The organism is Kribbella albertanoniae (assembly GCF_004348455.1).
GTDB classification, from domain to species: domain Bacteria; phylum Actinomycetota; class Actinomycetes; order Propionibacteriales; family Kribbellaceae; genus Kribbella; species Kribbella albertanoniae.
Genome location: NZ_SMKA01000090.1, coordinates 14,444 through 27,996, shown reverse-complemented (window position 1 = coordinate 27,996; position 13,553 = coordinate 14,444). Strand labels below are relative to the sequence as shown.

The following is a 13,553-nucleotide window of genomic DNA, read 5'->3' as shown; positions in this document are numbered from 1 at the left end:
CCCACAACCCCACTACCAGCAGCCCGAGACCGCGACCGCCGTACCTTCGTAGCCGGCGCCGCTCAAACGATCACAGCACAGCGGTAGACCAGCAGTTTCGTCCTGTTGACGATCCCCGGCGGCCGGTACCGTCGGTCCGTGAATCAGGACGGCGTGCGTGCACGCGTAGAGGCCTTCGTAGCTGACTTCCATAACGCCTGGGAGAGGACCGGTAAGCCAACGAACTCCTCGAACATCGACCAGGTGTTCGAGGCGTGGACCGGCGAGCTGGCAGGGATTGTCGACGACCATTTCACGATCGGAGCCAGTACCGGCGGCGAGGGCTCGCTCAGCAGTAGCGCAGCGCACGATCCCTCCCTGGAGACCATCACTGAGGTCAAGGTCGAGACTGATCGTGCAACAGTGCGCTCGGTCATCAACCACGGTTCGATGCCGAACTACTACGAGTACCGACTGGTGCGCGAAGACGAGCAGTGGCGGATCTGCCAGCTTCTCCACTTCTTCGATCCACCGGGAGCTCCGCTGATCGATCCCGCCCAGGCCGAGATACTGCTGAACGCAGCGAGCTTGGACGCCGCGCTGCCCGAGCTGCCCGCAGACCTGCAGCTCGACGTGGCGAATCTGTTCGCGCACGGGCGCCAGGTCGCCCCCTTTGGCGAGCCGGTCTCGCTCGAGGTCGTCCGCCTCGGTGAGGTGACCTGCGGCTCCGGGGTGCTGACCGTCCGAGACTTCGGCTACGGCGCGTTCGGCCTGGCACCGCTGGCACGCCGGTTGCCTGCTGGTACCTACTGTGCCGAGGTCTCCACTGCCGCCGGTACGAACGTCGCACTGCGACTGCTCATCTCCGAGGCGCCGGTGGTCAGTTGGCGCCCTGCTGAGGTAGCCGGGGAGTCAAACGTCATCGGAGTCGATGCCGGCAACGTAGCGGTCCTCGATCTCGCGAACCTCGTGAGCTGCGACGCTCAGCAGGTCGAGGAGTTGTATCAGGAGCACTCCTCAAAGCTGTTCGACGCTGCGGGCGCGGTGTTCAGTCTCACTGGCGCCGTGAACGATGCGGTCATGGTGACAAGTGGCTTCGGCGACGGCGCCTACCCCTGCTACTGGGGAGTGGCCGAGGACGGCACGATCGCCTCGCTTGTCGTCGACTTCCTGGTGCTGATCGAAGAAACAGTTCGCGTGATCACCGTCCCGTGGCAGCTGGGACAGGTGAACACCCCCGAGCTGGCTGATCACGAGCTCCATGTCACCGCCAACGGTGACTCGTTCGTCATCCGTCGCACAGGTGACACGATCAGCAAGATCCGCGTCCTGGCACCTGATGGCACCGAGCTCATGGATGGCCACCGGCTGGGTCTCAGCGTCGCCGGCGACCAGCACAGCCAGATCTGGGAACCGAGGACGGCGCTGCCACCAGACTCGATCCTCGAGGTCACCCTGCAGGACGGCTACCGGCACATCTGAAAGGACGGGACCGGGACTACGCACCAGCCACCGGAATCCGCTTTGCCTGGAGTGCCCAGGGGATTAGTTGGATCGCTCCGAAGGTTAGTTCGATCGCTAGGAAGGCCCAGAGGAGTGGGGTGGCGCCGTGGGCCAGAGCGTAGAGCTGCCAGGTGGCGAACAGCAGTCGGGCGATGCCGTCGTACAAGCCGTGCAGGGGGAGAGTGCGGAACAGGCGGAGGAGGGCCCAGACAACTACGACGGAACCCATCAGGTTGGCGAAGAGGGTCTGGATGGGGTCGACCGGCGGGAAGCCTCCGTACGACGACAGGAAGCGGTGTACGAGCACGTAGGTCCACGGGGTAGCGAAGCCGGCGGTGACGATCAGGTCGTACCAGGCGCTGGCGCGGACGAGGCGGCGGTAGCTCGCCGTGGTTGTCTGGAGAAGCATTCCCTGACGGTAAACAGTGGAGAGCACTCCAAGGTCAAGCTCAAGCGGAGGACAGATGCGGATCGGCGAGCTGGCGGCACAGACCGGGATGAGCAAGGACACGCTGCGGTTCTACGAGAAGATCGGGCTGGTCGAAGGCGACCGGTTGGCCAACGGCTACCGCGATTTCGCTCCGGAGATGGTGACCTGGTTGCACTACGTCCGTACTGCACAGGTGCTGGGCTTCTCCCTCGCCGAGATCATCGAGCACGGCGATCAGTTGCGCGACGCGCCGGACTCCGCGGAGGCGTTGTCGGCCTTGCTCGCCGGCAAGGTCGGTGTGATCGACCAGCGGATGGCCGAACTCGCCGCCCTTCGCGCCGACCTCACGACCCGCATCGGCACCGGCTGCCCACTCCGCCCAGTAGGTCAACCGGCGCCGGCCATGAGCTGAGCTTCGGGGTTGCCGGCTCCGCGCTAGGCGAGGTTGGGGTATCTGGTGTGGACGTCGGCGGAGAGGTTGGCTTTGGTGGTGGCTGCGGCTTCGTCTACGAGGATTTCGAGTTGGCCTTCTTCGAGGGCGTTGAGGGTGGTGCGGACTACGTCGGCGGGGTTGTTCTTCGGGACGTCGTAGCCGGCCATCATGTCGGTGTCGGTGGCGGCGAGGATCGCGGCGCTGACCTGGGTGCCTTGGGCGGCGAGTTCGAGGCGGGTGGTGTCGGTCAGGCTCCATTGGGCTGCCTTGGCGGCGGCGTAACCGCCGGCGCCGGCGAAGCCTAGCCAGGACAGGACCGAGAGGATGTTCAGGATGGCGCCACCGCCGTTGGTGGCGAGGACGGGGGCGAAGGCGCGGGTCATCGACAGGGTGCCGAAGAAGTGGGTTTCGAGTTCGCGGCGGATGAGGTCGAGATCGCCGGTGATCAGCGACTGCGGCACGGAGATGCCTGCGTTGTTGATCAGCAGGTCGACGTCGGCGGCGGCGCGGGCCGCGGCGGCGACTGCTTCGGGGTCGGTGATGTCGAGTGGGAGAACCTCGACGCCGGGGAGGTCGATCTGCTCGGGGTTGCGCGCGGTGGCATAGATCTTCGTCGCGCCGCGCTCCAGCAGTTCGGCGGCGAAGTGCCGGCCGAGGCCGCGGTTGGCGCCGGTGATCAGGGCGGTGCTTCCGGACAGTTTCACAGCTTCGCTCCTGGTACGTCGTGATTGGTGAAACCACCGTAGGAACCATCCACTGCACCGCACGATGATCGTTCGGCGCAGATTCATAGCCGTCTGGTGCACGCGAGCTAGGGTTGAGGTCGTGGATCTACTCGCGGACGTACTGGCTGTCGGAGGGGTGCAGGGCGCGCTCGGAGCCCGGATCGAAGGCGCCGAGCCCTGGTCGCTGAACTGGACCGACATCCCGGGCGCCGTGTTCTACGCGCTCACGAGCGGGTCGGCCTGGCTCGGAGTGCCCGGTCACGAACCCTTGCAGCTGTTGCCGGGCGACGTCGTACTGCTGCCGACCGGTGCCGACCACGTGATCAGCAGCGCACCCCGCGTGCTCACTCCGAAGAAGTGTGATTCAGAGGCTGCCGCCCATGCCCGGCTCACCGGTGAGGTCCTGCGGTTCGGGACCGGCGAGGTCCAGAGCCGCCTGCTCGCCGCCACCTACTCACACGACCCGGCCGTCCTGACCCAGGTGCTGGCGCAACTGCCGCAGGTCATCCATCTCCCAGTCGACGCCAACGGCAACTGCCTCGACGACTCCACCAAGTTGCTGGCACGCGAGCTGGCCTATCCGCAACTCGGGTCGGCGGTCGTGCTGGATCGTCTGGTCGACATCCTGCTGGTCCAGTTCCTGAGGGTCTGGTTGAGCCGTCGGCCGGAGGAGGCGAAGGAGACCTGGCTCGGAGTGCTCGACGATCCGCTGCTGACTGCCGCGCTGACCAAGCTGCACGCGGATCCCGCCCGCCCGTGGACCACCGAGCTGCTCTCGGCTGAGCTCGGCGTTTCCCGCGCGACCCTGACCCGCCGCTTCGTCGCCACGACCGGCCAGGCACCTGGCGCCTACCTGACGCAATGGCGGATGGACCTCGCCGCCCGCCGCCTGCGTGACACCGACGACACCCTCGACACCGTCGCCCGCTCGGTCGGCTACACGTCGGCGTACGCGTTCAGCCGGGCGTTCAGCCGCGCCCGCGGGCAGGCACCGGGGCGCTACCGGGTCACCGCTCGAGTGGCCGCCTGACGGGGGTACGGTGGCGGGCTCCGGTGTCCGCGAGGTGTGGAGGTACGGCGATGGAGCTGGTACGCGAGAGTGACGAGTACGCCGCGGGGATGGTCGAACTGCGGCGTGAGCTGCACCGGGATCCCGAGGTAGGACTCGTCCTGCCGCGGACTCAGGCGCGGGTGCTGGATGCCCTGGCCGGATTGCCGCTGGACATCTCGACCGGGAAAGAGGTGACCTCGGTTGTCGGCGTCCTGCGGGGAGGGCGACCAGGCCCGACGGTGTTGTTGCGTGGGGATATGGACGCGTTGCCGGTCATCGAGGAGACCGGGCTGGAGTATGCATCCGAGAACGGGAACATGCATGCCTGCGGTCATGATCTGCACACGGCCGGGCTGGTGGGTGCTGCCCAGTTGCTGAGCGCGCACCGCGAAGAGCTCAGGGGTAACGTCGTTTTCATGTTCCAGCCGGGTGAGGAAGGGCTGGGCGGCGCGGGGTACATGCTGCGGGAGGGGTTACTGCAGGCGAGCGGGGAGACGCCGATCGCCGCGTACGCCGTACACGTGTGGGGGCTGGCGGCGAAGGGACTGTTCGAAACTCGGCCGGGGACGATGATGGCTGGTTCCAATCAGCTGCATGTCACCGTGCACGGGCGCGGTGGGCATGGGTCGACGCCGCATACGACGGCGGATCCGGTGCCGGTCGTGGCGGAGCTGGTGTCGGCGTTGCAGACGTATGTGACTCGGCGGGTCAGCGTGTTCGACCCGGTGGTCATCACGGTCACGCAGTTGTCGGCCGGCGTGGCGATCAACGTGATCCCGAATTCGGCCAAGCTCGGTGCAACGGTCCGCACGCTCTCGAACGAGACGTTCGAGCAGCTGAGCCACGAGCTGCCCGCGCTGGCGGAGTCGATCGCCAAAGCGCACGGGTGCACGGTCGACGCGGCACTCGACCTGCAGTACCCGGTCACGATCAACGATGCCGACCGCACTCAGCATGCGATCAGCCAGCTCAGCACGCTCTTCGGCCCGGAGCACGTGCAGGTGGCTCCCAACTCGCAGATGGGGGCCGAGGACTTCTCGATGGTGCTGCAGGAGGTGCCCGGCACGTTCATCATGCTCGGTGCGCGGCCGGACGACGTACCGGCTGACGAGGCGCCGTCCAATCACTCGAGCATCGTTCGCTTCGATGATGACGTGCTGCCGATGCAGGCCGCCGCACTGGCGCAGCTGGCGGTTTCACACCTGACCTGCGGCCGGCCCGCGCAAGCTGGCCGGCCGCAGGCGATTCAGGACGTGGCGAGCTTGACGGTGTAGGCGCCGCGGCTGCCGTACGTCGTGTATCCAGTGCTCAACGGGTCGCCGTAGCCGACGTTGTCGATGCGCACGTAGTACGTGCCGGCCGCGAGGTTCGCGGTGACGCTGGAGCTCAGGCCGGTCGGAGTCGCGGCGTCGGTCTGGCCCGAAGCCGGGTCAGCCGAGGCGACGACGGTGCCGGCGCTGTTCAGCAGGTCGAGCTTGATGTCCAGGTTTCCACCGAAGGCCGCAGCGTTCGCGGTTGCCGTGTAGTTGCCTGCGGCATCGACCGTGACCTTGTAGACGTCGGTGTCGGTCTCGGTGCCGACGTACCCGGTGACCGCCGTACCGACTGTCAGCGCAGCAGCAGCGGCCGTGGTGTCACCGGCATCGTCCGCGCGCGCAGCGAGACCGTGGGTGCCGACGACGGCGTAGTCGTCTTCCTTGTTGTTGGCGTCGGCGTACTCGCCCTTGCTCCACTGGCTGATCCCGCGGTAGTACCCGACGCCCATGATCGGCGCCCAGGCCCCGTGGCCCTGGTAGTACCCGACGGACGAGGTGCCGTCGTGACCCAGGCCGACGTTGTGACCGGCCTCGTGCGACGCGGCCTCGGCGAGGTTCTTCGCCCCGGTGCCGACACCCTTCGTGAAGACCAGTGCCGGCTGGTAGTAGTCGTGCTGGCTGCTGTTGTCGTAGACGCCGACGTAGGCGACCCCACCACAACCACAGCCGGACTGGTACCAGGTGTCCGGGTCGATCAGCACGCGCGTCCCGTACTGCGCATCGGACGCACCGGACCGGTCGATCGCCGACTGCGGCGGTGCCTGCGTGGTGACGTCGACGTCGAAGCTGGCGTAGTCCTCCGCAACCCGCGCCCATACATCGCGTACGACGTCCTGCTCAGCGGTGCTGTAGTTCGCCGGGTCGCCGTCGGTGTCGTACGCCGAGACGTTCACCGTGGCGGGCTTGCCGCCGGTGTTCCACGCCGTACCGGTGATGGTGTGACCGTCGAAGTCCAGGTAGATCACGCGGTTCGAGCCGGCCTTGCTGTGCAGCTCGAACGCCGGACCGGTCGCGGCCTCGACGGACTCGGTGGCCCAGCGCGGTGAGGCCTCTTCGGACTTCTGTGCCGGGGTGAGCTGCGGCTCGCGGTAGAACAGGCGACTGCCCTCATCGAGCCACGCGGTCTTGTCTGTGGCCAGAATGCGCTGCAGCTGGTCAACCGGCAGTCCGTTGGTCGCGGCCACCTCGGCCAGCCTGCTCTGCACCTGTGCCAATGCTTGAACACCCGGGGTGGGTTGCTTGAGAAGTTGTGCGTCGGCACGGGCGCCGGCACCGATGGCCAGGCCTCCGAACACGACTGCGCCGGTGCACGCGAGCGCACAGGTACGACGGAGTTGCTTCCTCACTGAGGTCCTCCAGGGGTTGGGCGGTTGATCCCCCCAGAACCCCGGGGCCGTCGATCTCGGTGGGAACGACGGCCCCGGGTTGCTTCTGGTACTACCCGGCAGTCACACGCACCGTGTACGCGCCACGGCTCCCGTACGTGGAGTAGCCGGTGTTCAGCGGGCTGCCGTAGCCAACGTTGTCGACCCGCACGTAGTAGCGGCCCGCAGCGACCTGGCGGCTGATGCTGGCGCTCAGACCGGTCGGGGTCGCCGAGTTCGTCTGTCCGGCGGCCGGGTCAGCGGTGACGACGACGTTGCCGGCCGAGTCGAGCAGCTGGAGCTTGATGTCCAGGTCCCCGCCGGACGTGGCCGCGAAGTTGAACGTGCCCGCGGCCAGGTCGATCCGGAAGACGTCGACGTCGGAGTCATTGGCGTAGACGCCGGAGACAGCGGTACCGAGCGTCAGCGCGGCGGCGTTGCTCGTCGCGTTGCCGTGGTCGTCGGCGCGCAGGGCGAGCCCGTTCTGACCGGCGACGGCGAAGTCGTCTTCCTTGTTGTTGGCACCCGTGTACTCGCCCTTGCTCCACTGGCTGATCGCCTTGGAGTAGCCGACGCCCATGATCGGGGCCCAGGCGCCGTGGCCCGTGTAGTACCCGACCGACGCCGTACCGTCGTGGCTCAGGCCGATGTTGTGCCCGGCCTCGTGGGACGCGGCCTCGGCGATGTTCTTCGCGCCGGTGCCGACACCCTTGGTGAAGACCAGAGCGGGCTGGTAGTACGAGTGTCGACTGGTGCTGTCGTAGACACCGACGTACGCGACACCACCGCAGCCACAGCCCGACTGATACCAGGTCGTCGGGTCGATCAGCACGCGCGTGCCGTACTGCTGGTCGGTCGAACCGGAGCGGGTGATCGCGGACTCCGGCGGTGCCTGCGTGGTGACGTCCACGTCGAACGGCGCGTAGTCCTCGGCGACCCGGGCCCAGACATCGCGTACGACGTCCTGCTCAGCCGTGCTCCAGGTAGCGGTGTTGCCGTTGGTGTCGTACGGCGTGACGTTCACCGTGGCGGGCTTGCCGCCGCTGTTCCACGCCGTACCGGTGATGGTGTGACCGTCGAAGTCCAGGTAGATCACGCGGCTCGAGCCGGGCTTGCTGTGCAGCTCGAACGCCGGACCGGTCGCCGCGGCGACTGCCTTGGTGGCCCAGCGGGGCGAGGCGGCGGGCGCTGCCTTGGCGCCGGTGGTCGGCTCGCGGAAGAACAGCTTGCCGTCGCGGTCGAGCCAGCTGGTCTTGTCGGTGGCCAGGATCTGCTGCAGCTTGGCGGCGGCGATGCCGTTGCGGTCGGCAAGCTCTGTGAGCCGGGACTGGACGCGGCCGAGCGCGGCCTTGCCCTGAAGCTCCGTGCCGAGCAACTGGTCGATCGGGGCGGGGATGGGGGCGGACTGCTGGGCGTCAGCCGAGTTACCGGCGACAACGGCCAGGGCGCCGAAGGCTACGGCGCCGGCGCCGACCATGGCACCGATGCGGCGGGGGCGGGTGTGCATAAAGGAGGTCCTCCTCAGGGACTCCGCGTGTCTCACTTGACATACGCCTCACGAGCGGTGTGCGAGGACGCACTGTGCGTAGCCTGCCTGATGGGTTGCCCTGATGTATATATTTTCCGCGGGATTTAACGATTGAGGTGACCGGGTCGGGGCCGCAGGATGAGCCCATGCGATACGTGATGATGATGCGGGCGAGCGCTGGTTCCGAGGCGTGGGAGCAGCCGAGTGAGCAGAGCCTGAACGAGATGACTCAGGTGATGGCCGAGATGGCCGAGAAGGGCGTGCTGCTCGCCGGTGAGGGTCTGCTGCCGAGCTCGGAAGGCTTCCGCTTAGTGCCCGACGGCGGTAAGGCGCGCGTGGTCGACGGCCCGTTCGCCGAGACCAAGGAGCTGATCGCCGGGTTCTGCCTGATCGAGGTCGAGTCGCGCGAGGAGGCGCTGATGTGGGCCGAGCGCTGCTTCGCTGCCGATCACGGGAACGCCGACGGCATCGAGCTCCGCCGAGTCGCCACGGCTGACGACTTCGGCGACAACTTCACGCCGGAAGCGCGAGCGCGTGAGGCGAACACGTTCGCCGTACTGGACGCGCGACGGTCAGAGGACTAGCACTTGGCGGATCGACGTACCGGCGGCGAGGGTGTCGAAGGCTTCGTTGAGGTTGTCGAGACCGACGGTTGCGGTGAGCAAGCGGTCCACCGGGAGGCGGCCGGCCTGGTAGAGGGCGATGTAGCGCGGGATGTCGCGGCTGGGGATCGCTGAGCCGAGGTAAGAGCCCTTCACTGTGCGTTCCTCGGCTACCAGGCTGACTGCGGGGATGCTGAATGTCTGCGATGGATGCGGCAGGCCGACCGTGACGGTGGTCCCGCCACGGCGCGTGGCGGCGTACGCCTGCTCGAGCACCTTGCCGCTACCGACCGTCTCGAACGCGTAGTCCGCTCCACCGGAGGTAGCGTCACGGACCTCTTCAACTGCGTCGGGACCAGCCAGCACGGTGTGAGTGGCACCGAGTGAGCGAGCCAGCTCCAGCTTCTCCGGTACGACGTCCACGGCGACCACGGGATGTGCACCGACCAGCACGGCACCCAGCAGAGCGGACAGGCCGACACCGCCCAGTCCGAACACCACTGCACTCCGGCCGGCCCGGACCTGCGCGGTGTTCACCACTGCGCCCACACCCGTCATCACCGCACAGCCGAAGAGCGCTGCGATCTCCGGGGGCAGCGCGGGGTCGATTCTGACTGCGGACCGCGCGGACACGACCGCGTGGTCCGCGAACCCCGATACGCCGAGGTGGTGGTGCACTCCGTCCAGACGCCGTACGCCGGACAGCAGCGTGCCGGCCGTGTTCGCAGCCGCACCGGGCTCGCACAGCGCAGCCCTGCCCTCAGCACACGGACCGCACTCACCACAGGCGGGGACGAACGCAAAAGCGACAGCGTCACCCGGTGTGAAGCCAGCAGCCTCCGACTGAACGACCTCACCCGTCGCCTCGTGGCCGAGCAGCATCGGCATCACCCGCGGCCGCGAGCCGTCAATCACGGACAGGTCCGAATGACACAGCCCGGCTGCGCGGATCCGCACCAGCAGCTCACCTGGCCCAGGTGGTGCCAGCTCGACCTCTTCGATCCGCAGCGGCCGCGACTCGGCGTACGGCTTAGGTAGACCCATCTCCCGCAGTACGGCGCCGCGCACGATCATCCCGTGATCCCCTCCAACGCCTCGCGAATGCGCTCCGGAATCGGCACCGGCCGCCGCTCCTCCCGGTCGACGAACACATGTACGAACCGCCCGGTCGCAGCAGGCTCCTCGGCACCTTCCCGGAACAGCCCGATGTCGTAACGCACACTCGAGTTCCCCAGTTGGCTGACGCGCAACCCCGCATCGACCACGCCCGGAAACTCCAGCGACGCCTTGAACGTGCACTGCGAGTCCACGCACAGCCCGATCACCGCACCACCGTGGATGTCCAGCCCGCCCACCCGGATCAGGAAGTCGTTGATCACCGTGTCGAAGAAGCTGTAGTACTCGACGTTGTTCACATGCCCGTAGACGTCGTTGTCCTTCCACCGCAGCGTGATCGGCAGAAAGTGCGGAAACCCGGACCGGTCCATCCCGCCACCCTAAGGTGAGTGGCATGCGTTTCGTTCTGATTCACGGCGCCACTTCGTCGTCCTGGCACTGGTATCCGCTGACGGACGAGCTCACTCGGCGCGGGCATGAGGTGATCGCACCGGACCTGCCATGTGACGACCCGACCGCCGGGCTGACTCAGTACGTCGACACGGTGGTGAACGCCGTACCGGAGGGGGAGCCGGTCACCGTGGTCGCGCACTCGATGGCTGGGTTCACCGGGGTGCTGGTGTGTGAGCGGTTGCCGGTGCGGGAGTTCGTGCTGGTCGCGGCGATGGTGCCCGCGCCGGGTGAGCGGATCAGTGAGTGGTGGGAGAACACGGGCTGCCCTTCGGCCGATGGGGACCTGTTCTTTCACGACCTGCCGGCGGAGCTGGCGGCTGAGGCCCGGAATCAGCTCAGGGAGCAGTCGAGCGGGCCGATGGACGATCCGTGCGCGTTCACCACGTGGCCCGACGTACCGACGAGGGCAGTGATTGCACGGGACGATCTGCTGTTTCCCCTGGACTTCCTGCGCAGGGTGACGCTGGAGCGACTGGGGGTGGCGCCGGACGAGATGCCTGGGGCGCACTTTCCGATGCTCGGGCATCCGACGGTGTTGGCGGACTATCTCGGGGCCTAGAGTGCAGGCGTGCGGTTCATCCGGGATCTCGGGACGTTGTTGCGGCGGCCGGGTTTCCGGCGGCTGTTTGCGGTGCGGCTGACGTCGCAGTTCGGCGACGGGGTGTTTCAGGTCGCGCTGGCGTCGTACGTGCTGTTCTCGCCGGAGCGGGCGCCAGATGCGGCGGCGATCGCGGGGTTGTTCGCGGTGGCGTTGCTGCCGTACTCGGTGCTGGGACCGTTCACCGGGGTGTTGCTGGATCGGTGGTCGCGGCGGCAGATCCTGTTCGGGGCGAATCTGACCCGGGCGGCGCTGGTGTGTGTGGTCGGCGTGATCGTTGCGGCGGGCAACGCCGGGGTGCCGTTCTACCTCGCAGTGTTGCTGACGCTCGGCGTGAACCGGTTCCTGCTGTCCGGACTGTCGGCCGGCCTGCCACACGTGGTCGAGCGGGACGAGCTCGTGATGGCGAACGCCGTCACCCCGACCTCCGGTACGGCGTCCTTCCTGATCGGCGGCGGAGTCGGGGCCGGGGTCAAACTCCTCGTCGACTCGGATCTCGTCGTACTCGGCCTGACTGTGCTCGTGTACGTCGGTGCTGCCCTGCTCGCACTGCGGTTGCGGCGGAACCAGCTCGGGCCGGACCTGCAGGGTGACGAACCCGGTCTGGTGGAGGCGATCCGGACGATCGCGACGGGGCTGGTGGACGGCGGCCGGCATCTGCGGGAACGGCGGCAGGCCGCGCTCGGGCTGGCGGCGATCGGGTCGCTGCGGTTCTTCTTCGGGCTGATCACGGTCGCGATGATCCTGCTCTACCGCAACTACTTCTACGGCCCGGATCGGCTGGACGAGGCCTTCGGCGCGCTGGCGATCGCGACCGGGATGGTCGGGGCCGGCATCTTCGTGGCCGCTCTGGTCACGCCGTGGGCGACTCGGGTGATGTCGCTGCGGCGGTGGATCACGGTGCTGTTCGCGGCCGCCGCGGTGGTGACCGCCGTACCGGTCGGGTTGTTCACGCAGCCGGCGCTGATCGTCGGTGGGTTTCTGACCGGGTTCTGTGCGCAGGGTGTGAAGATCAGCGTCGACACCCTCGTCCAGACGGGTGTCGACGATGTCTTCCGGGGCCGGGTCTTCTCGCTCTACGACATGATCTTCAATGTCGGGCAGGTGTCCGCTGCCGCACTCGGCGCGTTGATCCTGCCCGACAGCGGGAAGTCCTACCCGGTGCTGGCCTTCATCGTGCTCGGCTTCGCGGTCACCGCGGTGCTCTACTCACGCGCCGCGCAGCGCGGTGATCGGCTGGATGGCGGAGGCCTTCCAGGCGGGGTAGGTCCCGGCGATCAGGCCGATGACCGCGCCCAGCAAGGGTGATCCGAACGCCAGTTTGTTGTCCAGGATCGGCGTCCAGTCCTTCGCGAACGAGACTCCGACGGTGAGTAGCACGCCGACCGCCGTACCGAGTAGTCCACCGAGCAGTCCCACGATCACACTCTCGACCAGGAACTGCGCGGCAATGTGCCGTCGCGCGGCGCCCAGGGCTCGGCGCAGTCCTATCTCGCCGATCCGTTCGAGGACCGAGAGCAGCGTGACGTTGGCGATGCCGAGACCGCCGACGAGCAGCGCGACCGCACCGAGCAGCAGGAACAGGGCATTCAGGTCCGACTCGACACCCTTCCGTACGGCGCCCTGTTTCGGCGGCGCGTCGACCTTCAGCTTGCTGGGGTCGTTCGGCTGGATCGCCTTCGGGGCCTGACCGGCGATCAGCTGGGCCGCGCCGACCGCGGTCCGGATCTCGATCGCGTCCGGTGACTTCAGGTCGTACGCCGCCTTGGCCGTTCCGTTCGGCATGATCACCGAGTCGTTGAGCTCGGCGCGGCCGGCGACCGAGTCGAGGATGCCGATCACCGTGTACGCCTCGTCGCCGATGAAGATGGCCGGTGCCGAGTCGACCCGGTTGATACCGAGCCGCTCGGCCGCATGCTTGCCGAGGACAACCACCTTGTCACCACGCTGGTCGTGACCGGCATCGAAGAACCGCCCGGTCTTCAGTACGGCGCGGATCGCGTCGAACAGGCCAGCCGAACCGGACATCACCGTCAGCGCCTTACCCTCACCACCGTTCAACCCAGCCACGTTGCTGACCAGGTCGTCGCCGACATCGAGCGCGCTCACGGTGCCAACCGCGTCGACGCCGTTCAGCCTGCCGAGGCGATCAGGCGCGTCCCACGGCAACTCGGTAGCAGCCTCACCCTCCTGCCCGTTGTTCTCCTCCGGCTCCACCACCACCCGAGTCGCCTGCGCCAAGTCGAACTTCTGACTGATCTGCCCAGCCGCGGTCTGCCCGAGCCCGACCGTCCCAACGAGCGCTGCCACCCCGAGCACAGTCCCAAGGGTCGTCAGGATCAACCGCGTAGGCCGAGCGGCCACGCCGGCCAGTGCCTCGTCCAGGACGTCGCGCACCGCCGGCCGGGACCTCCTCGCCCGGTGACCAGAAGTGGACGGCCCGCCGGTGGGATCA

Annotated in this window: 14 protein-coding genes; 7 read left to right on the top strand and 7 right to left on the bottom strand. The window is 67.6% G+C overall.

Going from position 1 to position 13,553, the window contains the following annotated elements; all coding sequences use genetic code 11:
- The first annotated feature begins 138 nt into the window (after positions 1 to 138).
- Positions 139 to 1,461: a DUF4241 domain-containing protein gene (locus E1261_RS20260; RefSeq protein ID WP_132408689.1), complete on the top strand. Its 1,323-nt coding sequence runs from the start codon at positions 139 to 141 to the stop codon at positions 1,459 to 1,461.
- 16 nt (positions 1,462 to 1,477) lie between these two features.
- Here E1261_RS20260 and E1261_RS20255 read toward each other — a convergent pair whose 3' ends face one another.
- Positions 1,478 to 1,891, bottom strand: coding sequence for a hypothetical protein (locus E1261_RS20255; RefSeq protein WP_132408687.1), 414 nt, complete (start codon positions 1,889 to 1,891; stop codon positions 1,478 to 1,480).
- A 55-nt stretch (positions 1,892 to 1,946) separates the two neighbouring features.
- On the opposite strand from E1261_RS20255, the gene E1261_RS20250 reads away from it, so the two are divergent.
- Positions 1,947 to 2,324 carry a MerR family transcriptional regulator gene (locus tag E1261_RS20250; RefSeq protein WP_132408685.1) on the top strand — a complete coding sequence of 126 codons (378 nt, stop codon included), beginning with the start codon at positions 1,947 to 1,949 and terminating at the stop codon, positions 2,322 to 2,324.
- 23 nt (positions 2,325 to 2,347) lie between these two features.
- Here E1261_RS20250 and E1261_RS20245 read toward each other — a convergent pair whose 3' ends face one another.
- Positions 2,348 to 3,049 (bottom strand): SDR family oxidoreductase, encoded by a 702-nt coding sequence (locus E1261_RS20245; RefSeq protein WP_202874867.1) that lies wholly within the window; start codon positions 3,047 to 3,049, stop codon positions 2,348 to 2,350.
- Positions 3,050 to 3,170: 121 nt separating this feature from the next.
- On the opposite strand from E1261_RS20245, the gene E1261_RS20240 reads away from it, so the two are divergent.
- Both E1261_RS20240 and E1261_RS20235 read left to right on the top strand, forming a co-directional pair.
- Positions 3,171 to 4,100 (top strand): AraC family transcriptional regulator, encoded by a 930-nt coding sequence (locus E1261_RS20240; RefSeq protein ID WP_132408681.1) that lies wholly within the window; start codon positions 3,171 to 3,173, stop codon positions 4,098 to 4,100.
- A 50-nt stretch (positions 4,101 to 4,150) separates the two neighbouring features.
- A complete protein-coding gene (locus tag E1261_RS20235) occupies positions 4,151 to 5,395 on the top strand; it encodes a M20 metallopeptidase family protein (protein ID WP_132408679.1) in 1,245 nt (414 codons plus the stop codon).
- On the opposite strand, the gene E1261_RS20230 is transcribed toward E1261_RS20235, so the two are convergent.
- A complete protein-coding gene (locus E1261_RS20230) occupies positions 5,368 to 6,783 on the bottom strand; it encodes a pre-peptidase C-terminal domain-containing protein (protein WP_132408677.1) in 1,416 nt (471 codons plus the stop codon). The genes E1261_RS20235 and E1261_RS20230 overlap by 28 nt on opposite strands.
- Before the next feature lie 91 nt (positions 6,784 to 6,874).
- A complete protein-coding gene (locus E1261_RS20225; protein ID WP_132408675.1) occupies positions 6,875 to 8,308 on the bottom strand; it encodes a pre-peptidase C-terminal domain-containing protein in 1,434 nt (477 codons plus the stop codon).
- A 167-nt stretch (positions 8,309 to 8,475) separates the two neighbouring features.
- Between E1261_RS20225 and E1261_RS20220 the strand changes: the two genes are divergently transcribed.
- Positions 8,476 to 8,913, top strand: coding sequence for a YciI family protein (locus E1261_RS20220; protein WP_132408673.1), 438 nt, complete (start codon positions 8,476 to 8,478; stop codon positions 8,911 to 8,913).
- Here E1261_RS20220 and E1261_RS20215 read toward each other — a convergent pair.
- Both E1261_RS20215 and E1261_RS20210 read right to left on the bottom strand, forming a co-directional pair.
- A complete protein-coding gene (locus E1261_RS20215) occupies positions 8,902 to 10,005 on the bottom strand; it encodes a zinc-dependent alcohol dehydrogenase family protein (protein WP_132408671.1) in 1,104 nt (367 codons plus the stop codon). The two genes, E1261_RS20220 and E1261_RS20215, sit on opposite strands and share 12 nt — an antisense overlap.
- Entirely contained in the window at positions 10,002 to 10,418 is a 417-nt protein-coding gene (locus E1261_RS20210; RefSeq protein ID WP_132408669.1) for an acyl-CoA thioesterase, read from the bottom strand. Before E1261_RS20210 ends, E1261_RS20215 begins: the two co-directional genes overlap by 4 nt.
- 23 nt (positions 10,419 to 10,441) lie before the next feature.
- Between E1261_RS20210 and E1261_RS20205 the strand changes: the two genes are divergently transcribed.
- Entirely contained in the window at positions 10,442 to 11,059 is a 618-nt protein-coding gene (locus E1261_RS20205; protein WP_132408667.1) for an alpha/beta fold hydrolase, read from the top strand.
- A gap of 9 nt (positions 11,060 to 11,068) precedes the next feature.
- The gene (locus E1261_RS20200) at positions 11,069 to 12,406 is read left to right on the top strand and encodes an MFS transporter (protein ID WP_132408665.1); all 1,338 of its coding nucleotides are present in this window, start codon (positions 11,069 to 11,071) and stop codon (positions 12,404 to 12,406) included.
- On the opposite strand, the gene E1261_RS20195 is transcribed toward E1261_RS20200, so the two are convergent.
- Positions 12,308 to 13,495, bottom strand: a complete 1,188-nt coding sequence (locus tag E1261_RS20195) for an ABC transporter permease (RefSeq protein ID WP_238176326.1) — start codon at positions 13,493 to 13,495, stop codon at positions 12,308 to 12,310. The genes E1261_RS20200 and E1261_RS20195 overlap by 99 nt on opposite strands.
- Positions 13,496 to 13,553 lie beyond the last annotated feature (58 nt).